The sequence below is a fragment of the Streptomyces seoulensis genome, assembly GCF_022846655.1.
Taxonomy (GTDB): Bacteria; Actinomycetota; Actinomycetes; order Streptomycetales; family Streptomycetaceae; genus Streptomyces.
The window spans coordinates 2,348,442-2,367,939 of the sequence record NZ_AP025667.1; the positions used below are offsets into that span (position 1 = coordinate 2,348,442).

Genomic DNA, 19,498 nt, shown 5'->3' on the forward strand with positions numbered 1-19,498 from the left:
CGGTCGCCCGACCTGCGCATCCCCCCCGTTTTCCGCGCCTTCCCGGCGTACGCGCTGGTCAGGGGGCTGTTGACAGCCGACGGCGGCGGGCCGGTAGGTTCGGCCGCGTCCACCAACGGACGTTCGACCGGGGAGTGTTCGCGCACTCGTCGCAGCGCCACTGGGTCAGGACGGTGTGCCGTACCGGGGCACCGTCGACGGCAGCCAGGCGCAGTGCTCGCGCCGACGAGGGAGCGCTCCGGCCGGTCGGCAAGGTGTGACCCGGATGGGGCCCGCGCGCTCAGTAGACAACGGCTCTCGGTAGATCCGCAGCCAGCGGGTCCCAGGTCGGCCCGAAGGGCGCCGGGCCCCCATCCGCCGCGGGAGAGCCGTGGAAGAGCTGCGGAAGAGCCGTGGGAGACCGCGGGGAAAGGCGCCGAAAAGCGCGCTCCTACCCCGCTCGCCGGCTTCCGACACCGCCCGAGGCCCGCGCCGCCGCGTCATCGCAGGCCGTGACCACTATGGTGGACGCCTGCGCACGACATGAAGGGGCAGCAGTGAACGACGGCGACGGGACCCTCGCGGCCAAGGCCGGAGGGCGGCAGTTCGGTCCGCTCGGCACGGCCTTGGTGATCATTCCGACCTACAACGAGGCGGAGAACATCAAGACCATCGTGGGCCGGGTACGCAAGGCCGTCCCCGAGGCGCACGTCCTCGTGGCGGACGACAACAGCCCGGACGGCACCGGCAAGCTGGCCGACGAGCTGGCCGTCGCGGACGACCACGTCCAGGTGCTGCACCGCAAGGGCAAGGAGGGGCTGGGCGCCGCCTACCTCGCCGGGTTCCGCTGGGGCATGGAGCACGGCTACGGCGTGCTGGTCGAGATGGACGCCGACGGCTCCCACCAGCCCGAGGAGCTGCCCCGCCTGCTGACCGCCCTCAAGGGCGCCGACCTGGTGCTCGGTTCGCGCTGGGTGCCCGGCGGCCGGGTGGTGAACTGGCCCAGGTCCCGCGAGGTCATCTCCCGGGGCGGCAGCCTGTACTCCCGCATCGCCCTCGACCTGCCGCTGCGCGACATCACCGGCGGCTACCGCGCCTTCCGTGCCGAGACGCTCCAGGGGCTCGGTCTGGAGGAGGTCGCCTCCCAGGGCTACTGCTTCCAGGTCGACCTGGCCCGCCGCGCGGTCAAGGCCGGCTACCACGTGGTGGAGGTCCCCATCACCTTCGTGGAGCGCGAGTTCGGTGACTCCAAGATGAGCCGGGACATCCTCGTGGAGGCCCTGTGGCGGGTCACCGCGTGGGGCGTGGGCGACCGCGTCGGCAAGATCAAGGCCAAGGGCAGGTAGCGCCCGACGGGCCCGGCCGAGGCGGATGATCAACCCCTCGTGCGCCGCCGGGCCGGGCCCAGGCACACTGGAAGCATGACGACTGGCCCCTCCACCCCTCCGCAGACCGGGCGGCCCCGGCGTTCGGCGCTGCGCACGTACCTGCCCCTGGGCATCGCCGCCTGGCTGGTGCTGGAGATCTGGCTGCTGATCCTGGTCGCCGACGCGGCCGGGGGTCTGGCCGTGTTCCTGCTGCTGGCGGCGGGCTTCGTCGCGGGCGGCGTGATCGTCAAGCGGGCCGGCCGCCGCGCCTTCCGGAACCTGGACGAGGCGCTGCGCCGCGGCACCGCGCCCTCCTCGGGCGGTGGCAACGGCCTGCTGATGCTCTCCGGGCTGCTGCTGATGCTTCCCGGCATGCTCTCCGACGTGGCCGGACTGCTCCTGCTCCTGCCCCCGGTGCAGAAGCTCGTACGCCGCCGCACCGAGCACGTGGTGAACCGCAAGCTCCGGGGAGCCACACAGGGTTCCCTCGGCGACGCCTTCCAGCAGGCCCGTATCCACCGGCCCGACGGCAAGGTCGTACAGGGCGAGGTCGTCCGCGAGCGGCGCGACGACTCCACCGACGAGCCCCGGCCTCCGCTCAACCGCTGAAGCGGGCGGGCCGGGCGTCACGCGCGACCGGGTCCGGGCAGCACAGAACCGCGGGCGCCGTACATCGTGAGATGTACGGCGCCCGCGGTTCTACTGTGCGCTCGTCCTGGCGCAGCCCCTGGGGGCTACGCCGACTTGCGGCTGTCGCGCGGGTGTACCGCGATGTTCATCGCGCCCGAACGCAGGACCGCCAGACGCTCCTCGAGGACCTCTTCGAGTTCCTCGCGGGTGCGTCGTTCCATCAGCATGTCCCAGTGGGTACGCGCGGGCTTGGCCTTCTTCTCCTCAGGGCCGTCGCCGTCGACCAGGAGTGCCTGGGCCCCGCAGACCTTGCACTCCCACTCCGGCGGAATCTCCGCCTCGACCGAGAAGGGCATCTCGAAACGATGCCCCTTCTCGCATGCGTACTCCACGGCCTGGCGCGGGGCCAGGTCGATACCGCGGTCCGTCTCGTAGCTGGTCACCACGAGGCGCGTACCGCGAAGAGCTCGCTCACTCATGAATCGTGCCTCCCGGGCTTGTCGCCCACAGGACAGGTGTCGCTGTCGTCGTCATCCGGTCAACGTCCGGTCGGCGGTAAAGATTCCCGTTCCGAGTCCCGTTCCGGGTCGTGCGTCGCCGTCGTAGCCGCCCTTTGTTCTACCCACAGGCGCCCGGTTTGTCACATCTGCTCGCAGATATGACACAGCGTTTCGCTGTCTTTGACGCGCAGTAACGGTACGCCTGGCAGGCCAAACGCGTACACTACCGCCCTTTCGTGTTGAACGCTAAATTCTCTCCGGGACCGGATTCCCCGCCTCGCCGATCGCACGCCGCACCGGCACCCGCGCCAGCAGGACGAAGCCGATCACGAAGAAGGCCACCAGCGAGACGATGGCGGACCGGTAGCTCCCGGTGAGCTGGTAGGTCACCCCGAACAGCAGCGGGCCGAGCCAGCTCATGCCCCGGTCGCTCAGCTCGTACGCGGAGAAGTACTCGGCCTCCTTGCCCGGCGGGACCAGGTGCGAGAAGAGCGAGCGGGACAGCGCCTGGCTGCCGCCGAGCACCAGGCCGATCCCGGCCGCCAGCACGTAGAAGAACACCGGCGCCCCGGCGGGCAGGAAGTACCCGGCGGCCAGGGTGAGCGTCCATGCCACCAGGGAGCCGAGGATCGTGCGCTGGGCGCCGTGCACCCGCGCCAGCCGGCCCATCGCCAGCGCGCCCGCCACCGCCAGCACCTGGACCAGCAGGACCGCGCCGATCAGCGTGGACTGGCCGAGGCCCAGTTCCTCCGAGCCGTACACCGACGCCTGGGTGATCACCGTCTGGATGCCGTCGTTGTAGACGAGGTACGCCAGCAGGAAGGCGAGGGTGCGGGGGTGGCGGCGCATGTCCCGCACCGTCGCCGCGAGCTGGCGCAGGCCGGTCGGGGCAGCCCCCTCCACGCGCGCGTGCCGGTCGCGCAGTCTGCGCAGCGGCACCAGCGCGAAGGCGCCCCACCACAGCCCGGCCGAGGCCAGGCACACCCGCACGGCGGCCGTCTCGGAGAGGCCGAAGGAGTCGTGTGCCGAGTACAGCACCAGGTCGGCGACCAGCATCAGGGAGCCCGCCGCGTAGCCGAAGGCCCAGCCGCGCGAGGAGACCGCGTCACGGTCGGCGGGCGGGGCGATCTGCGGCAGGTAGGAGTTGTAGAGCATCATCCCGACCGACTGCGCCGCGTTGGCCACCACCAGCAGGAGCCCGCCGAGCAGATAGCGGTCGCCGTCCAGGAAGAACATGCCCGTGGTCGCGGCCGCCCCGGTGTACGCGGCCGCCGCCAGCAGGGGCTTCTTGCGGCCCGTACGGTCGGCCAGGCTGCCCACCAGGGGCATCACCAGCACGGCGACGATCACGGACAGCGAGACCGCGTAGGCGAAGAACGAGCCCGCCCGCACCGGCACCCCGAGCGGATGCACATAGCCGTCGGCGTCGGCCGCGTGCCGGGCCACCGCGGTGAGGTACGGGCCGAGGAATACGGTCAGGACGCTCGTGGAGTACACCGAGCACGCCCAGTCGTACACGTACCAGCCGCGCTGCTCGCGTCTCAGTGCGGCCGTCTCGTCGGGCGCCCCCGCCCGCACGGTGTCGATATCCACCCCGCGCCCCTCGCTTCCCCGCCGCAGTGCCGTGCGAAGGCGGGGGAGGCGTCGCGGGTCCCGGTCAGACCCAGACGCCGCGGTCCTCCATGACCTCGCGCAACGTGTCGATGTGATCGGTCATGATGCCATCGACCCCCAGATCCAGGAGCCGGTGCATCCGCTCGGGTTCGTTGACCGTCCACACGTGCACCTGGAGCCCGCGCGCGTGCGCCGCGCGGACGAAGCGCCGGTCGGCCACCGGGACGCCCGCATGGGCCTCGGGCACCTGTGCCGCCACCGCCGAGCCGCGCACCGGGGCGGGCAGCCCCCAGGAGCTCAGCCGCAGCCCCAGCACGCCCAGGGTGCCGAACGACGTGGCGAGCCTCGGCCCCGCCAGCCGCTGCGCGCGCCGCACCCGCGCCTCCGAGAAGGAGCCCAGGCAGACCCGGTCCCAGGCGTCCGTCCGCGCCACCAGGTCCAGGAAGGGGCCGAGGGCGGCCTCGGCCTTGACGTCCACGTTCCAGCGGACCTCCGGGAACGTCTCCAGCAACTCCTCGAAGAGAGGTACGGGCTCCTTGCCGCCCACGCGCGCGCGGCGGACCTCCGCCCACGGCAGGTCGGCGATGCGGCCGGTGCCGTCGGTGACGCGGTCCAGGGAGTCGTCGTGGAAGGCGACGAGCGTGCCGTCCGCCGTGAGGTGCACGTCGGTCTCGATGTAGCGGTAGCCCCGCGCGACCGCCCTGCGGAACTGCGCCACGGTGTTCTCCACCCCCTCCGCCGCCCCGCCCCGGTGGGCGAAGGCGATCGGGCCGGGATGGTCCAGGTACGGATGGCGTATCGGGGTCACCGGCGCAGTATCGCGCGCTCCGGCGTACCGGTGGCAACCACCCTGGTCGCCGCGGGAACCGGGCGCAGCGCGAAGACGCGCAGGAAGAACTGGGCGAGCGGTCCGATGGACAGCGCGTACAGCACGGTGCCGATCCCGACCGTGCCGCCGAGGGCGAAGCCGGTCGCCACGACCGTGACCTCCACGCAGGTACGGATCAGCCGGATCGAGCGGCCGGTGCGGCGGTGCAGGCCGGTCATCAGGCCGTCGCGCGGGCCCGGGCCGAAGTCCGCCGCTATGTACAGGCCGGTCGCCGCGCCGTTGAGCACGATCCCGGCGACCAGCAGCGCGATCCTCGCCGCCAGGCCGTGCACACCGGGCAGCACGGACAGGGTGGCGTCCATGGCGAAGCCGATCACGAGCACGTTGGAGACCGTGCCGAGGCCCGGGCGCTGGCGCAGCGGTATCCACAGCAGCAGGATGACGGCGCCGAGCAGGGTCAGGACCACACCCATGCTGAGCCCCGTGCGGGCGGCCAGTCCCTGGTGCAGCACGTTCCACGGCTCCAGGCCGAGACCCGACCTGACGAGCAGCGCCGAACTCGCCCCGTACAGCGCGAGTCCCGCGTAGAGCTGGAACAGCCGGCGGGCGAGACGGTCTGGAGCGGACATGGGAAACCCCCCTGGGTCGGTGACACCTGGAGTGGTGACAGTGGCCTGACCCGTGCCACTCTGTGGCTTGGGATGCGAAGCCATCCATGGCCAATTCGGGGAAGGTGGACTGATCTGCATGGCGCATTGGACCTCGGCGGTGGGCGCCGCACAGCTCGCCCGGCTGCTCGGCTCCCAGCAGGACCGCCCCGGCGGCCCCGGCACGCGCCGCCCGCCCGCCTACCGTGCCCTGGCCGACGGCATCCGGCTGCTCGTCCTCGAGGGCCGCGTCCCCGTGGCGGCCCGGCTGCCCGCCGAACGCGAGCTGGCCCTCGCCCTCTCCGTCAGCCGCACCACCGTCGCCGCCGCGTACGAGACCCTGCGCACCGAGGGCTTCCTGGAGTCCCGGCGCGGTGCGGGCAGTTGGACGGCCGTCCCGGCGGGCAACCCGCTGCCGGCGCGCGGGCTGGAACCCCTCCCGCCCGAGGCGCTCGGCTCCATGATCGACCTCGGCTGCGCGGCCCTCCCGGCGCCCGAGCCCTGGCTCACCCGCGCGGTCACCGGCGCGCTGGAGGACCTGCCGCCCTACGCCCACACCCACGGCGACTACCCGGCCGGGCTGCCCGCGCTGCGCGCCATGATCGCCGAGCGGTACACCGCGCGGGGCATCCCGACCATGCCCGAGCAGATCATGGTGACGACCGGTGCCATGGGCGCCATCGACGCCATCTGCCACCTCTTCGCGGGCCGGGGCGAGCGGATCGCCGTGGAGTCGCCGTCCTACGCCAACATCCTCCAGTTGATGCGGGAGGCGGGCGCCCGGCTCGTCCCGGTCGCCATGGCCGAGGGGCTGAGCGGCTGGGACCTCGACCGCTGGCGCCAGGTGCTGCGCGAGGCCGCGCCCCGGCTCGCCTACGTCGTCGCCGACTTCCACAACCCGACGGGCGCGCTGGCCGACGAGGACCAGCGGCGCCGGCTCGTCGACGCGGCCCGCGCGGCCGGGACCGTGCTGGTCGCCGACGAGACGATGAGCGAGCTGTGGTTCGAGGAGGAGCTGGGCCGGAACATGCCGCGCCCGATGTGCGGCTTCGACCCGGCCGGCTCGACCGTCATCACGGTCGGCTCGGCCAGCAAGGCGTTCTGGGCCGGGATGCGCATCGGCTGGGTGCGGGCCGCCCCGGACGTCATCCGCAGCCTGGTCTCCGCGCGTGCCTACGCCGACCTCGGCACGCCGGTGCTGGAGCAGTTGGCGGTGCACTGGCTGTTCAGCTCCGGCGGCTGGGAACAGGCCGTGGCGCTGCGCCGGGCCCAGGCCCGCGAGAACCGCGACGCCTTGGTCTCCGCGCTGCGCCGGGAGCTGCCCGACTGGGAGTACGAGGTGCCGTCCGGCGGTCTGACCCTCTGGGTGCGCACCGGCGGACTCTCCGGCTCCCGTCTCGCCGAGGCGGGCGAACGCGTGGGCGTCCGCGTCCCCTCCGGCCCCCGCTTCGGCGTGGACGGCGCCTTCGAGGGGTATCTGCGGCTGCCGTTCACCGTGGGGGGCGCGGTCGCGGACGAGGCCGCCTCCCGGCTGGCGTCGGCCGCGCGGCTGGTGGAGTCGGGGGTCACCGGGGGCGGCGAGGCGCCGGGGGCGTTCGTGGCGTAGGGGCCGTGGGGCGGGGCGTCCACGGGGCATCCTCGCGCCGCTCGTGGCGACGGCCCGCAGAAACCGCCCGTGCCCGCTCCAGGAGGTGGAGCGGGCACGGGCGTCTGCCTCGGGTCAGGCGCGGTCCGCCGGTACCGCGTCGGCGGGCTCGGCCGGGGACACGACCTCCGGTGAGCGGGTCGGCTCCGTCTCCGCGGGGGTGGTGCGGGCCGGGAGCAGGGACAGCACGGCCTGGCGGGCCGGTTCCGGGGCCGCCTCGTCGTAGGGGTCCGGGGTGGCCGGGACCTGGAGACGGTGGACCGGACCGGAGCCGAGGCGGGCGTAGCCGCGGCCGGGGGGGATCTGGTCCGGCGGGGTGGTGTGCGCAGGTGCGCCCAGGGTCGCGGCGACCTGGTCCGGTGACGCCGGGCCCAGGACCACCCGGGCGCGGGTGTGCTGGCCGATGGCCTCGCTCAGGTGGTCCGCGCTGTCGAACTGCTCGGCGACCACCACGGTCACGCCCGCCGCCCGCCCGTGCCGCAGCGGGACCTGCAGCAGGGCCTGCGGGTCGGTGCGGTGCTCCGCCTCCGCGAGGTGGGTGAAGACGGTCGGGCGGTCCAGGAGGACCCACAGGGGACGCGTGGTGTCCTCCGGCGGCGGACTGCCCGCCTGCCGGGCCTGGTTGACCGCGATGAGCCGCCGCTCCGTCTCCTGGGCGGCCCACTCCAGCCCGGTCACCGCGCCGGCCGGTGCGCACTCCACGGCGAGCACGCCCTCCCGGCCGATGAGGCAGGAGTACTCGCCGGTGCCCCCGCCGTCGACGATCATGACGTCGCCGTGCCGGAGCGCCTGGAGGGCGATGGAGCGCACCAGCGTGGAGGTGCCGCTGCCGGGGTGCCCCATGACCAGCAGATGGGGCTCCGGCGAGCGGCTGCCGGTGCGCCAGACCACCGGAGGCACGTCGCACCGCTCGTCGCCGTAGGAGAGCGGGAGGGTGCGCTGGACCTCGTCGGGGTCGGTGAAGCCGAGCACCGTCTCGCCCGGCGCGGTGACGAAGCGCTGGGCGGTGATGCCGGTGGGCAGGGGGGCGAGGGCGCTCAGCGTGAGCCGGTTGCCCTCCTCCTCCCAGGAGAAGCGGTACTCCCGGCCCCGCCCCGCCTTCGCGGTCAGCAGCCGCTCGACCCGCGTGCGGGTCTCCGGGTCGCCGTCCGGGAAGTACGCCGGGTAGCGGATGGTGATCCGTTCGAGCCGGCCGCCCTCGTCGAACTCGTGCTCCGCGAAGACCGCGTCCCACTCGCCGCCGTGCGCGTACATCGGCGCCGGGTCGTCGGCGAGGGAGAAGCAGGGCACCAGCGCCTCGTACAGCGACTGGAGCCGTTCGGTCTGCGCGGGGTCGGGGCCCTCGGGCGCGGCCGGTGCGTGGTCGCGCCCGTACCAGGCCGCCGCGACCATCAGGCTCACGGCGGCCAGCAGCGGGCCGTACGGCATCAGCGCCACCGCCATGATCACGGCGGCCGCCAGGAACAGCAGCGGCCCCCGCTTCTCCTTCGGGGTGGCGGCCCACTTGGCCCGCCCGGCCAGGGCCAGTCGGCGCAGGCCGCGCGAGATGGTGATCAGCGGGTGGAGGACGTCCGTGGCGCTGTCCGCCGCAGTCCGGGCCAGCTCCCGGCTCCGGGCGATCTGCATCCGGGCGACCTGCGCGCTGTCCTTGCTCAGAATGCGGGGGAGAGGCCGGGCCACTGCTGTCTCCTGTGGGTGCGTACGGGCGTGGGGAGCTCCCCCTCGGACGGGACCCGCCGGTCCGCGTGGCCTCGGGGGAGGAACGGGGTCAGAACTTGATGCCGCCGAGGAGGCTCGCCAGGCTCTCGCCGCCCGCCTTGATGCTGGGGGCGATCGCCGTGCTCGCCAGGTAGAAGCCGAACAGGGCGGAGACGACGGCGTGGGAACCCTTGAGCCCGTCCTTGCGGAAGAACAGGAAGACGATGATGCCGAGCAGGACCACGCCGGACATGGAGAGGATCATTTGGGACCTCCTGGTGTCGAAGGGGGGACAGTCACCATGAGTACTTCCAGGATCACAGAATGTATCCATACGATAAAAGGTGCAAGTGGGTGAAATTCGGCGTTTTTCCCACGTGTGGTGGAGCCGCCGGTCACCCGGCCGGGCAGAGCCCCCACGCCGGTGCGCGAGCCAGTACGCTGGCGATTCACCCGAACGGAAGTCATGAGAGGCGGTCCGGCCGATGAGCGAAGCCCCCGACCCGGAGGTCGTGGAGCTGGCGACCAAGATCTTCGACCTGGCCCGGCAGGGACGGACCGAGGATCTGGTGGCGTACGTCGACGCGGGCGTCCCGGTCGGACTCACCAACGACCGCGGCGACAGCCTCGTGATGCTCGCCGCGTACCACGGGCACGCCGACGCGGTCCGGGCGCTGCTGGCGCGCGGCGCCGACGCCGACCGGATCAACGACCGGGGGCAGACGCCGCTCGCCGGAGCCGTCTTCAAGGGTGAGACGGCGGTCATCCGGGCCCTGCTCGACAGCGGCGCCGATCCGGCCGCGGGAACCCCCTCGGCCGTCGACACCGCCCGCATGTTCGGCAAGACGGAACTGCTGGAACTGTTCGGCGCGCGCTGATCCTTCGGCGACCGCCTCCGCGAGGCGGCGGAGAACCACACGGAGAACCACGGGGGGAGGCGGAGGGGGACCGCCGGGAAATACGGTCGCGGCGGCACAAACCGCGGGTCATCATGACGACGTGATTCACGGACGCGATGGCTGGGCAGGTGTTGCCGCACCACGCGGGCCGTGAAGCGGCCCGCAAGGGGCCCCGACGAGAGGCAGAGGGAAATGGGTAGCAGCAAGCAGAAGACGGCGGGCGCTCCGACGTTGTGTCACGCGGCCAGGTGATGAGTGTTCCCCGGTTGCGTCGACGCTTGATGTGAGGCTGTTTCCCATGTTCGATCCGGTCATAGCGCCCAGCGGTACCCTGCTCGGCCTGCTCCAGCGGGGCCGGGGTGACGGCACCCTGCACGCGCTCACCGCCCCCCGCGCGGAAGCGCTCCAGGCCCTCGACCACTGCGTGCTCCACGATCCCCGCCACGACTGGCAGGTGGAGAACCGCTCCCTGTACTACGCGCGCCTCTACCTCGACCTCCACGGCGAGCTGGACGCCATCGAGGCCCACCTCCTCGATCCCGAGGACGCCCTGCACACCGACGAGTCCCGCACCGGACTCGCCCTCGCCGTGCTCGGCCACCTCGCCTCCTACGGCAGGCTCGACGCGCTCGCCCTGCTGCGCCGGTACGCCGCCACGGGCGCCAACTGGGCCTGGGCGCTGGACGAGCTGGCCCTGCGCGACGACGACGCGGGCCTGCGCGCCCTCGCCGCCCCCGTGCTGGCCCGCTTCGGCACCGACCCGGCGGGCGAGGCCGAACTCGCGGCCACCGTCCGCGACGCCTTCGAACCGAGGCCCTGGCGCCTGTGGGCCGACGACCCGCGCGAATCCGTCTCCACCCGCGTCCGGGCCGCGAGCGAGGCCGGCAGCTTCGACCGCTGGCAGCGGCAGATGCGGCCCACCGGGCCACGCCCCGGCTGGAGCGTGGGCGCCGTCTTCGAGTGGGCCCAGCAGGGCATCGAGCGCGGTGCCGCCCTCCATGTCCCCGCCGCCCGCTGTCTGGCCGCCGTCGCCGCGCCCGAGGACCGGCCGGAGATCCTGGCCGCCGCCCGCGCGGGCACCGACGGCGCCCGCTGCACCGCCCTGCGCTACCTCGCCGACAGCGAGGCGCCCGAGACGCTCGACCTGGTCGAGGCCGCCGTCGCGGACGGGACGAGGGTCGTCGTGGACGCCGCCCTCGACGCGTTCGAGCGGATGCCCACCCCGGCCGCCGTCGACCGCGCCCGCCGCTGGGCCCAGCGGCCCGACGCGCTCGGCGCCGCCGCCGGACGCGTCCTCGCCTGCCGGGGCGGCGCCCAGGACAGCGACCTCGTCCTCGGCGCCCTGCGCGAGGCCGTGCGGGGCGAGGGCCCCGACGCGCCGACCCTGTGGACCCTCGTCGACGGCGCCGGACGCCTCGGCATCGCCTGCGCGGCACCCGTGCTGCGCCATGTGTACCGGGAGACGGCCTCCTCCCATCTGCGCGGCCGTGCCGCCCGCGCCCTCGCCGCCACCGACCCCTCCTTCGCCGCCGGGTTCGCCGTCGAGTGCCTCTGGGACTGCGAGGAGACCACCCGCGAACTGGCCGCCCGCCACGCCGAGACCGGCGACGCCCGCGTCGTCGAACGCCTCCGCCGCCTGGCCGCCGACCCCGCCGAGGAGGACGAGGTCCAGACGGCGGTCCGCAGCCGCTTCGACCAGGACCCGCAGCCTCTGTGACGAGACCCGAAAAGGGGGGCTCACCGGCACGCCGGTGAGCCCCCCTTTTTTCGGTCAGCGGCGGCGTACGGGCACGAAGCGCAGCGGTGTGCCCGGCCTCGCCTGGGCCGCGCCCGCGAGGTCGGCCGGGTGGACCACCGCCGGGACCGGGTAGCCGCCGGTCGTGGGATGGTCGGCAAGGAAGATCAGCGGGTGGCCGTCCGGGGGGACCTGGACCGCGCCCAGGACCATGCCCTCGCTGGGGAGTTCGCCCGCTCGCGAGCGTTCCAGCGTGGGTCCCTCCGTGCGCAGGCCGATGCGGTTGCTGGCGGGGGAGACCCGGTACGCGACGGTCGTCAGGTCGCTCAGGGCCCGCGGGGTGAACCAGTCCTCGCGGGGTCCCGGAGTGATCCGCAGGACCAGTTCGGCCGGGGGAGCGGGCTGCGGGGCGGTGTCCGTGCGGGCGGGAGGGCCGGCCGGGGCGCCGAGGGGGAGCACCGTGCCGTCCGTGAGGGGCGGTGGGCCCAGGCCCGACAGGAGGTCCGTGGAACGGCTGCCGAGCACCGGTTCCACCGCGACACCTCCCGACACCGCCACGTAGGTACGCACCCCCGCCACCGCCGTCCCCACCTCCAGCACCTCGCCGGCGGGCACGCGGACCGGTGCGCCCCAGGGCGCCGGGCGGCCGCCCACCGTGACCGGGCAGGGCGCGCCGCCCACCGCCACGGTCACCGACGAACGCGCCCGTACGGCACAGCCGTCGAGCGTCGTCTCCAGCACGGCCGCGTCGGGGGAGTTGCCGGCCAGCCGGTTGACGAGCGCGGCCGAGGGCGGGTCGAGCGCACCCGAGCGGGGCACGCCCAGGTGGGCATGGCCGGGCCGCCCCCGGTCCTGCACGGTCGTCAGCGCGCCCGCCCGCACCACCACCAGCGCACGGTCGGTCACGCTGCCCCCACCGGGGCGAAGCGCACCCGCGTGCCCGGTGCCAGCAGGGCGGCCGGTTCCCGCGCGGTGTCCCACAGCACGGCGTCCGTACGCCCGATCAACTGCCAGCCGCCCGGCGACGAGCGCGGGTACACCCCGGTGTACGGCCCGGCCAGCGCGACCGACCCGGCCGGGACCGCCGTACGCGGGGTGGACCGGCGCGGCGCGTACCGGTGCTCCGGCAGGCCGGTGAGGTAGCCGAAGCCCGGGGCGAAGCCGCAGAAGGCCACCGTGAACACCGTGCCCGCGTGGATCTCGGCCACCTCACGCGGCGTCACCCCCCAGTGCGCGGCGACCTCCGCGAGGTCCGGCCCGTCGTAGCGCACCGGGAGTTCGACCGGGACGGAGGTGGCCGGGGGAGCGGGCGGCACCTCGGCGCCGGTCAGTTCGGCGGCCCGGCGTACCGGGTCGTCCACACCGTCGAGCAGGACCGTCCGGGCCGCCGGGACGATCTCACGGGCCGACAGCGAGCCCTCCGCGCGCCGCCGCAGCAACTCCGCGTGCAGGGCCCGCGCCTGTTCGGCCGAGGCGACCTCCACCAGCAGCGCGTGCTCGCCCACCGGCAGCGCCCTCATGCGAACGCCTCCACCGGCACGCCCGCCGAGGCCAGCCGGGTCCGCACCCGCCGGGCCAGTTCGACCGCGCCGGGGGTGTCGCCGTGCAGGCACAGGGAACGGGCCCGTACCCGGATGCGGGCGCCCGACAGCGCGGCCACCTCGCCGGACCGGGCGAGGTCCAGCGAGCGCGCCACCACCGCCTCCGGGTCGCTGACCACCGCGCCCTCCCGGTCGCGCGGCACGAGCGTGCCCTCGTCGGTGTACGCGCGGTCCGCGAACGCCTCCGGCACCGCGCGGAGGCCCGCCTTCGCGGCGACCTCCAGCAGGCGCGAGCCGGGCAGCCCCAGCACCGGCAGCCGGGCGTCCGCGAGGAGCACCCCCTCGACCACCGCGCGGGCCTGCTCCTCGTCGCGCACGACCCGGTTGTAGAGCGCGCCGTGCGGCTTGACGTACGCCACGCAGGCTCCCGCCGCCCGTGCGAACACCTCCAACGCGCCGATCTGGTAGGCGACTTCGGCCGCCAGCTCGGCGGCCGGGACGTCCATCGCGCGCCGTCCGAAACCGGCGAGGTCCCGGTAGGACACCTGGGCGCCGATCGTCACCCCGCGCGCGGCCGCCAGTTCGCACACCCGGCGCATCGTGGGCGCGTCCCCGGCGTGGAAGCCGCAGGCCACATTGGCGCTGGTGACGACGGAGAGCAGTTGCTCGTCGTCGGTCAGCCGCCAGCGGCCGAAGCCCTCGCCGAGGTCGGCGTTGAGATCGATCGGCTCGGTCGCGGTCATCGTCTGCGGCACCTCCGTCGTTTCCGGACACACGTGATCAGTCGACGCCGACCACGCGGTACTGCTCGTCGCGCGCGTCGGTCAGGAACATCTGCCCCGGCGCGTGCGTGAGGGCGAACGGTGGCCGGGACGCCGTCACCGCTGCCTGCGGGGTCACCCCGCACGCCCAGAACACCGGGATGTCGTCCGGCGCCGGCTCCACCGGATCGCCGAAGTCAGGCCGGGCCAGGTCCGCTATGCCGAGCCCGGCCGGGTCGCCGCAGTGCACCGGGCCGCCGTGCACGGCCGGGAGCAGCCCGCTCTCCCGGATCGCGGCCCGCAGGTGCTCCGGCGGCACCGGGCGCATCGACACCACCATCGGCCCGCGCAGCCGCCCCGCCGGCCGGCACTGCCGGTCGGTCACGTACATCGGGACGTTGCGGCCCTGCTCGACATGGCGGATCGGTACGCCCGCCCCGGCGAGCGCCCACTCGAAGGTGAAGCTGCACCCCAGCAGGAAGGCCACCAGGTCGTCCCGCCAGTACTCGCGCGCGTCGGTCGGCTCGGCCACCAGCTCGCCGTCCCGCCACACCCGGTAGCGGGGCAGGTCGGTGCGCAGGTCCGCGTCCGGGGCGAGGACGGTCGTGACCGCGCCCGCGTCCGTCACGTCCAGCACCGGGCAGGGCCGGGGGTTGCGCTGGCAGAACAGCAGCATGTCGTAGGCCCAGTCGGCGGGCACCGCGATCAGGTTGGCCTGGGTGCGGCCCGCGGCGACGCCCGCCGTGGGGCCGGTCAGGCCCGCCCGGAAGCGGGCCCGCGCGGTCCGGGGGCTCCAGTCACGGGCGCCGGTGTCGGTCAGGGCCACCGGCCGGTCACCGGTCAGGTCGGGGCGCGTCATGCCAGCTCCCGCCCGCGGGTCTCCGGCAGCCCGAACAGCGCCAGCGCGGCCAGGCCGTAGCCCGCCGCGCCGAACATCAGCGCGCCGCCGACGCCCCAACTGTCGGCGAGGAAGCCCACCAGCGTCGGGAAGACCGCGCCCACCGCGCGGCCGGTGTTGTACGTGAAGCCCTGTCCCGTACCGCGCACCGGCGTCGGGTACAGCTCGCTCAGGTAGGAGCCGAAGCCGCTGAAGATGGCCGACATGCAGAAGCCGAGCGGGAAGCCCAGCACCAGCAGCAGGGTGCCCGCGCCGGGCGGGATGTTCGCGTAGGCCAGCACGCAGACCGCCGACAGCAGCGCGAACAGCCAGATGGTGCGGCGCCGGCCCAGCTTGTCGGTGAGGTGGCCGCCGGTCAGGTAGCCGAGGAAGGCCCCGGAGATCAGCAGCGCCAGATAGCCGCCGGTGCCGACGACGGACAGGCCGCGCTCGGTCTTCAGGTACGTCGGCACCCAGGTCGCCAGCGTGTAGTAGCCGCCCTGCACACCGGTGGAGAGCAGACTGGCGAAGAGGGTGATGCGCAGCAGGCCCGGCGACTTCGCCGTACCCGGCCGGAAGATCGCCGTGAACGAGCCGCGTTCCGGGCTGCGTTCACGGGCCGCCGCGGCCTTGGGGGCGTCGTGCACCCGGCGCCGCAGCCACACCACCAGCAGCGCGGGCAGCGCCCCGGTCCAGAACAGCACCCGCCAGGCGAGGTCCTCGTCCACGAAGGAGAACACCAGCGTGTAGACGATCGCGGCCAGGGCCCAGCCGACCGCCCAGGAACTCTGCACCACGCCCAGCGTGCGCCCCCGGTGACGGGCGCTCGCGTACTCGGCGACCAGGATCGCCCCGACCGCCCACTCACCGCCGAAGCCGAGGCCCTGGAGGGCACGGAAGAGGAGCAGCGTCTCGTAGTTCGGGGCGAAGCCGCAGGCCACCGTGAACACCGCGTAGGTGACGACGGTGATCATCAGGGCCCGGACCCGGCCGATCCGGTCCGCGAGCACGCCCGCCAGCGCGCCGCCGAGGGCGGACAGCACCAGGGTGACCGTGGTGAACAGGCCGGTCTGGCCGCTGTCCAGGTCGAAGTACGCCGCCAGCGCGACCATGGTCAGCGGCAGCGTGAAGTAGTCGTAGGAGTCGAGGGCGTAGCCGCCGAAGGCCCCGGCGAAGGCGCGGCGGCCGCGCGGGCCGAGGGCGCGGAACCAGCCGAGCGGGCCTTCTTCGTGGGCGGGGCGGTCCGGGGCGACGGTCAGCTCGGGTGGGGGAGTCGTGCTCATGGGCGGCACCTCGCAGAAGCGTGAGGGGGGTGCGGGTCGGTGAGCAGTGCGGGGGTCGTGCGGTGCGGGGACGTGCGGGTGCGGGCCTCGTGGGGGAGGGCCGTGCGGAGCACCGTAGAGGATCGTTCAACGATCCTTCAATGGGTACGTTGTCCCGTCCCCGGCTCTGCGGTTGAATTCCGGGCATGGCAGAGCAGTTGACCCAACTGGCCGACGACCGCGCCCTCCTGGGCCGGACCAGCACCGCCGAACGCGTCTCCGACATCCTCCGGAGCCGCATCGCGGAGGGCTATTTCCCGCCAGGCACCCGGCTGTCGGAGGACAGCATCGGCGGCGCCCTCGGGGTGTCCCGCAACACCCTGCGCGAGGCGTTCCGGCTGCTCACCCACGAACGGCTGCTCGTCCACGAACTCAACCGCGGTGTCTTCGTCCGGGTGCTCAGCGTCGCGGACGTGGAGGACATCTACCGCACCCGCGCCCTGGTCGAGTGCGCCGTCGTACGCGGCCTCGGCGAGCCCCCGTACGCCCTCGACGAGCTCGCCGGCGCGGTCGCCGAGGGGGAGGTGGCGGCACGGGAAAGTGACTGGAAATCGCTGGGGACGGCCAACTTCCACTTCCACCGGGAACTGGTCGCGCTGGCCCGCAGCGCACGCACCGACGAGCTGATGCGCAGCGTCTTCGCCGAACTCCGTCTCGCCTTCCACCTCGTCGACCACCCCCGCCGCCTCCACGAGCCCTACCTCGCCCGCAACCGCCAGATTCTCGACGCCCTGCGCGCCGGCGACCCCGGCGGGGCGGAACGGCTGCTGTCGACCTACCTCGCCGACTCGCTGGAACGGGTGGTGGAGGTCTACCGGCGCCGGGTCGACGAGGAGTGACGCAAAGGGTGTTGCGGCCGCCGGGAACGGGGGTCTCGCGCCACTGTGACGGCCGTCGCTTCCGCACCGTTTGGGTTGTTGTCGGACCGAGGACCTAATCTGTGCACCGTGACTTCGCCTGCACCGACGGACAGCGTTCCGCCCCAGCTCAGCGCGGCGCCGCGCCCCGCGCCGGGCCCGGCCGCCGACGAGGGCCTGGCGCGGCGGCTGCGCGCGCTCGCCTGCACCGCGCCGCTGCACGACCTGGACGCCCGCAAGGCCAACCTGGCCGGTGAGTACTCGACGTACGGCATGGCCGAGGTGGCGCTCGCCGCCATCGACCTCGTCACGCTCAACATGGACTTCGACACGGGCGCCGACCACGAGCAGATCGTCGCCCGCCTCGTCCCGCGCATCACCGCCCAGGCCCCCCACCGCACCACCGCCGAGCACGAGCGCGTGGCCCGCTGGGTGCTGGAGAACCTGATCAACGTCGGCAGCGCCGACCGCGGCTTCCGCGCGGTGTACGGCACCTTCGCCTCCGACGGCACCTACGTCCGCCGCGACTACGACTTCAAGCTCATCGAAGAGGTCCCCGGCCCCGGCGGCACGGTCTACCTGCGCACCACCGACGAAGCCGTCAACGTTCTCGTCGGCGCCCTGGACACCGACGTGACCAGCGCCCAGATCGCCGCCGAGGTCAAGCTGGAGGTGCTGATCAACCGGGGCCGCCTGGCCGACGCCCAGCTCGCCGCCGAGCAGGCCCGCTACCGCACCGTGCAGTACTCCGAGACCCTGCGCCGCGCCCTGGACGCCACCCGGCGCAACGTCCGCGCGGTCGACTGGCTCAACTCCGTGCCGGACATGATCGCCGAGGCGCTGGACCACGTGGCCGACCGCTACCGCCACGAGAACGCGATCCTCACCAACATCCGCAAGGCCCGCGACGAGACGGAGGAGCCGGAGCACAAGCGGCGTGCCGCCGAGCTGGTCGACATCGTCAAGGACTGCATCCGGCGCCACACCCAGCTCCAGTCCCGGCTGCTGGAGGCGGGGCCGCTGTTCCGCGCGGAGCAGGACCGGCAGGCGTTCGCCACACCCACGGGGACCTCCGGCATGGACCTGTACGGGCATCTGGTCGCGCCTGTGCTGCCGTTGCCGCTCCAGCAGGCGATCCGGGTCACCGACGCGTTCTTCGCCAGCGGTGTGGGTCTGCGCACGCCGGTGTCGGTGCGGGTGGGGGACCTCGTCGACATCCTGCTCACTCCGCCCGTCGAGCGGGAGCACCTCGGGGCGGAGATGCCCGAGCCGGATCTCATCGCCACGCCGGACGACAGCCGGTTCTCGGAGGAGCAGATGGCCGCGGCCAGGGCTCTGCTGGACCTGCCGGCCGACGCTCCCCGGAGGCTCTCGGGGCTGCTTGCGGAGGCCCGGGCGGCCGAGGGGTTCGAGCTGGCTTATCTGGTCGCGCTGATGGCCGTTCACGCGGCCAGCCCCGCTGTCGGTACCGCTTACCGGCAGGGCGAGGAGAAGTTGTTGTTCGCCGTCGATGACGGTACCGAGCTGGATGATCCGGACTTCGGCGGGGCCGATCTCATCGTAGGGACCGCATTGCTGGATGCCGTCGGGATGGCCAGCGACCGGGCGGTGGCCGGGTGAGTGGCCTTCCCGCCGTCGTGGCTCGTCGCGCGGTTCCCCGCGCCCCTGAGGAAGCCACCTGTCCCTCTGTTTCCAAGTTGCCCGAGGAGATCCGACCGTGACCGAGCACGTCGAGTGGAGTGACGTCGAAGCGCCGGCGCCGCCGCCGGCCGTCACCCCCGCCGACGCCGCCGACGCGGCTCGGCTCGTGGCGTTCGGGCTGCAGCCCAAGCTGCAGCCCGCGCGGGACCAGGAGTACACCGAGCTGCTGCGCCGGTACCGGGAGGACGGGGCGTTCTCGCGGCTCGCCGATGCCGTGGCCACCGGGCTCGGGCTCGTCGTGCTGGAGGTGTCGCCGCGGGCCGGGATGGCCGTCACGGCCGCCGAGGACTCGGTGTTCGCCGTGCGCATGGGCGACTACGCCCGCCGTACCACCGCCGACTCCGCCGACCGGTTCCTGCACGGCCTCGCCCATCTCGCCGTGGCCGCGCTGGCGTTCCCGCGCCCCGAGGACCTGGCCGACGACTCCTACATCGGACGCGTCACGGTCAACGGCGTGGACGCCTTCGTACGGCAGGCGTGCCGCAGGCTGGAGGAGCGGGCCGAGCAGTCGGGGGAGAACACCGACCCGGTGACCGACGCCCCCGGCCTGGAGGCCGCCTGGCGGATCTGGGCCCGGCGCAGCGCCACCGGTGCCACCAAGGACGCCCGCCGCCCGGCCGCCTCCACCACCGGCATCGTCGCCAAGGCGCTCGGCTTCCTCACCGACTCCGGCTTCCTCCAGCGCACCGGCGACGACCACGGCGGCACCTACCGCACCACCGCCCGCTACCAGCTCCAGGTGCGGGACATGGCGGGCGGCGCCGCGCTCAGCGAACTGCTGGAGCTGGGCGTCGTGGCCGAGACCGGCGCCGCCGCCAGTCTGCTGCCCGCCGAGGACACCGACGACCTGGACCTGGTGGCCGACGCCGGACTGCCCTTCCACTCCTGACCCGCTC

The 19,498-nt window shown here is 73.8% G+C and carries 19 protein-coding genes; 8 read left to right on the top strand and 11 right to left on the bottom strand.

Translation table 11 applies throughout. The annotated features are described in order from the left end of the window. The first annotated feature begins 536 nt into the window (after window positions 1-536). On the top strand, window positions 537-1,325 hold the full coding sequence (locus tag HEK131_RS10975; protein WP_244334597.1) for a polyprenol monophosphomannose synthase: 789 nt from the start codon (window positions 537-539) through the stop codon (window positions 1,323-1,325). 75 nt (window positions 1,326-1,400) lie between these two features. Beyond that, window positions 1,401-1,955: an FxsA family membrane protein gene (gene fxsA, locus HEK131_RS10980; protein WP_244334599.1), complete on the top strand. Its 555-nt coding sequence runs from the start codon at window positions 1,401-1,403 to the stop codon at window positions 1,953-1,955. Between the two features lie 125 nt (window positions 1,956-2,080). Here fxsA and HEK131_RS10985 read toward each other — a convergent pair whose 3' ends face one another. The 4 genes from HEK131_RS10985 to HEK131_RS11000 form a co-directional block, all read right to left on the bottom strand. After that, window positions 2,081-2,455, bottom strand: coding sequence for an RNA polymerase-binding protein RbpA (locus tag HEK131_RS10985; RefSeq protein WP_003977404.1), 375 nt, complete (start codon window positions 2,453-2,455; stop codon window positions 2,081-2,083). 267 nt (window positions 2,456-2,722) lie between these two features. Beyond that, a complete protein-coding gene (locus HEK131_RS10990; RefSeq protein WP_244334601.1) occupies window positions 2,723-4,069 on the bottom strand; it encodes an MFS transporter in 1,347 nt (448 codons plus the stop codon). A gap of 64 nt (window positions 4,070-4,133) precedes the next feature. Next, complete coding sequence (locus HEK131_RS10995; protein ID WP_217460721.1) at window positions 4,134-4,898, bottom strand: glycerophosphodiester phosphodiesterase; 765 nt, start codon at window positions 4,896-4,898, stop codon at window positions 4,134-4,136. Beyond that, window positions 4,895-5,548, bottom strand: coding sequence for a YczE/YyaS/YitT family protein (locus HEK131_RS11000; RefSeq protein ID WP_244334603.1), 654 nt, complete (start codon window positions 5,546-5,548; stop codon window positions 4,895-4,897). The genes HEK131_RS10995 and HEK131_RS11000 overlap by 4 nt, the downstream gene beginning before the upstream one ends. Before the next feature lie 118 nt (window positions 5,549-5,666). Here HEK131_RS11000 and HEK131_RS11005 point away from each other — a divergent pair, with 118 nt between their 5' ends. Continuing rightward, entirely contained in the window at window positions 5,667-7,172 is a 1,506-nt protein-coding gene (locus HEK131_RS11005; RefSeq protein WP_244334605.1) for a PLP-dependent aminotransferase family protein, read from the top strand. Window positions 7,173-7,286: 114 nt separating this feature from the next. On the opposite strand, the gene HEK131_RS11010 is transcribed toward HEK131_RS11005, so the two are convergent. Then, window positions 7,287-8,837 (bottom strand): ATP-binding protein, encoded by a 1,551-nt coding sequence (locus HEK131_RS11010; protein WP_244451983.1) that lies wholly within the window; start codon window positions 8,835-8,837, stop codon window positions 7,287-7,289. 142 nt (window positions 8,838-8,979) lie between these two features. Next, on the bottom strand, window positions 8,980-9,174 hold the full coding sequence (locus HEK131_RS11015; protein WP_030810431.1) for a hypothetical protein: 195 nt from the start codon (window positions 9,172-9,174) through the stop codon (window positions 8,980-8,982). A gap of 220 nt (window positions 9,175-9,394) precedes the next feature. On the opposite strand from HEK131_RS11015, the gene HEK131_RS11020 reads away from it, so the two are divergent. Next, a complete protein-coding gene (locus tag HEK131_RS11020) occupies window positions 9,395-9,787 on the top strand; it encodes an ankyrin repeat domain-containing protein (RefSeq protein ID WP_161146008.1) in 393 nt (130 codons plus the stop codon). Between the two features lie 319 nt (window positions 9,788-10,106). Continuing rightward, a complete protein-coding gene (locus HEK131_RS11025; RefSeq protein WP_244334607.1) occupies window positions 10,107-11,525 on the top strand; it encodes a HEAT repeat domain-containing protein in 1,419 nt (472 codons plus the stop codon). Window positions 11,526-11,579: 54 nt separating this feature from the next. On the opposite strand, the gene HEK131_RS11030 is transcribed toward HEK131_RS11025, so the two are convergent. From HEK131_RS11030 to HEK131_RS11050, 5 genes are read right to left on the bottom strand one after another with little or no spacing between them, the layout of a single operon-like run. Further along, complete coding sequence (locus tag HEK131_RS11030; protein ID WP_217460717.1) at window positions 11,580-12,449, bottom strand: biotin-dependent carboxyltransferase family protein; 870 nt, start codon at window positions 12,447-12,449, stop codon at window positions 11,580-11,582. Then, window positions 12,446-13,063 carry a 5-oxoprolinase subunit PxpB gene (pxpB, locus tag HEK131_RS11035; RefSeq protein ID WP_244334609.1) on the bottom strand — a complete coding sequence of 206 codons (618 nt, stop codon included), beginning with the start codon at window positions 13,061-13,063 and terminating at the stop codon, window positions 12,446-12,448. The genes HEK131_RS11030 and pxpB overlap by 4 nt, the downstream gene beginning before the upstream one ends. Continuing rightward, entirely contained in the window at window positions 13,060-13,827 is a 768-nt protein-coding gene (locus HEK131_RS11040; RefSeq protein ID WP_244334611.1) for a LamB/YcsF family protein, read from the bottom strand. The genes pxpB and HEK131_RS11040 overlap by 4 nt, the downstream gene beginning before the upstream one ends. 37 nt (window positions 13,828-13,864) lie before the next feature. Continuing rightward, a complete protein-coding gene (locus tag HEK131_RS11045) occupies window positions 13,865-14,704 on the bottom strand; it encodes a putative hydro-lyase (RefSeq protein ID WP_244334613.1) in 840 nt (279 codons plus the stop codon). Further along, complete coding sequence (locus HEK131_RS11050; protein WP_244334615.1) at window positions 14,701-16,005, bottom strand: MFS transporter; 1,305 nt, start codon at window positions 16,003-16,005, stop codon at window positions 14,701-14,703. The genes HEK131_RS11045 and HEK131_RS11050 overlap by 4 nt, the downstream gene beginning before the upstream one ends. 185 nt (window positions 16,006-16,190) lie before the next feature. Between HEK131_RS11050 and HEK131_RS11055 the strand changes: the two genes are divergently transcribed. The 3 genes from HEK131_RS11055 to HEK131_RS11065 all read left to right on the top strand — a co-directional run bounded on the left by HEK131_RS11055 (window position 16,191) and on the right by HEK131_RS11065 (window position 19,491). Continuing rightward, window positions 16,191-16,883: a GntR family transcriptional regulator gene (locus HEK131_RS11055; RefSeq protein WP_217460712.1), complete on the top strand. Its 693-nt coding sequence runs from the start codon at window positions 16,191-16,193 to the stop codon at window positions 16,881-16,883. A gap of 108 nt (window positions 16,884-16,991) precedes the next feature. After that, a complete protein-coding gene (locus HEK131_RS11060) occupies window positions 16,992-18,521 on the top strand; it encodes a hypothetical protein (protein WP_244334617.1) in 1,530 nt (509 codons plus the stop codon). A 97-nt stretch (window positions 18,522-18,618) separates the two neighbouring features. Continuing rightward, complete coding sequence (locus HEK131_RS11065; RefSeq protein WP_244334619.1) at window positions 18,619-19,491, top strand: hypothetical protein; 873 nt, start codon at window positions 18,619-18,621, stop codon at window positions 19,489-19,491. Window positions 19,492-19,498 lie beyond the last annotated feature (7 nt).

What these genes read in the sequence shown, in the direction of transcription:
- HEK131_RS11010 (WP_244451983.1), bottom strand. Translation starts at nt 8,837, where the DNA reads ATGCAGATCGCCCGGAGCCGGGAGCTGGCCCGGACTGCGGCGGACAGC.
- HEK131_RS11015 (WP_030810431.1), bottom strand. Translation starts at nt 9,174, where the DNA reads ATGATCCTCTCCATGTCCGGCGTGGTCCTGCTCGGCATCATCGTCTTC.
- HEK131_RS11045 (WP_244334613.1), bottom strand. Translation starts at nt 14,704, where the DNA reads ATGACGCGCCCCGACCTGACCGGTGACCGGCCGGTGGCCCTGACCGAC.
- HEK131_RS11000 (WP_244334603.1), bottom strand. Translation starts at nt 5,548, where the DNA reads ATGTCCGCTCCAGACCGTCTCGCCCGCCGGCTGTTCCAGCTCTACGCG.
- pxpB (WP_244334609.1), bottom strand. Translation starts at nt 13,063, where the DNA reads ATGAGGGCGCTGCCGGTGGGCGAGCACGCGCTGCTGGTGGAGGTCGCC.
- fxsA (WP_244334599.1), top strand. Translation starts at nt 1,401, where the DNA reads ATGACGACTGGCCCCTCCACCCCTCCGCAGACCGGGCGGCCCCGGCGT.
- HEK131_RS11020 (WP_161146008.1), top strand. Translation starts at nt 9,395, where the DNA reads ATGAGCGAAGCCCCCGACCCGGAGGTCGTGGAGCTGGCGACCAAGATC.
- HEK131_RS11050 (WP_244334615.1), bottom strand. Translation starts at nt 16,005, where the DNA reads ATGAGCACGACTCCCCCACCCGAGCTGACCGTCGCCCCGGACCGCCCC.
- HEK131_RS11055 (WP_217460712.1), top strand. Translation starts at nt 16,191, where the DNA reads ATGGCAGAGCAGTTGACCCAACTGGCCGACGACCGCGCCCTCCTGGGC.
- HEK131_RS10985 (WP_003977404.1), bottom strand. Translation starts at nt 2,455, where the DNA reads ATGAGTGAGCGAGCTCTTCGCGGTACGCGCCTCGTGGTGACCAGCTAC.
- HEK131_RS11005 (WP_244334605.1), top strand. Translation starts at nt 5,667, where the DNA reads ATGGCGCATTGGACCTCGGCGGTGGGCGCCGCACAGCTCGCCCGGCTG.
- HEK131_RS11025 (WP_244334607.1), top strand. Translation starts at nt 10,107, where the DNA reads ATGTTCGATCCGGTCATAGCGCCCAGCGGTACCCTGCTCGGCCTGCTC.
- HEK131_RS11040 (WP_244334611.1), bottom strand. Translation starts at nt 13,827, where the DNA reads ATGACCGCGACCGAGCCGATCGATCTCAACGCCGACCTCGGCGAGGGC.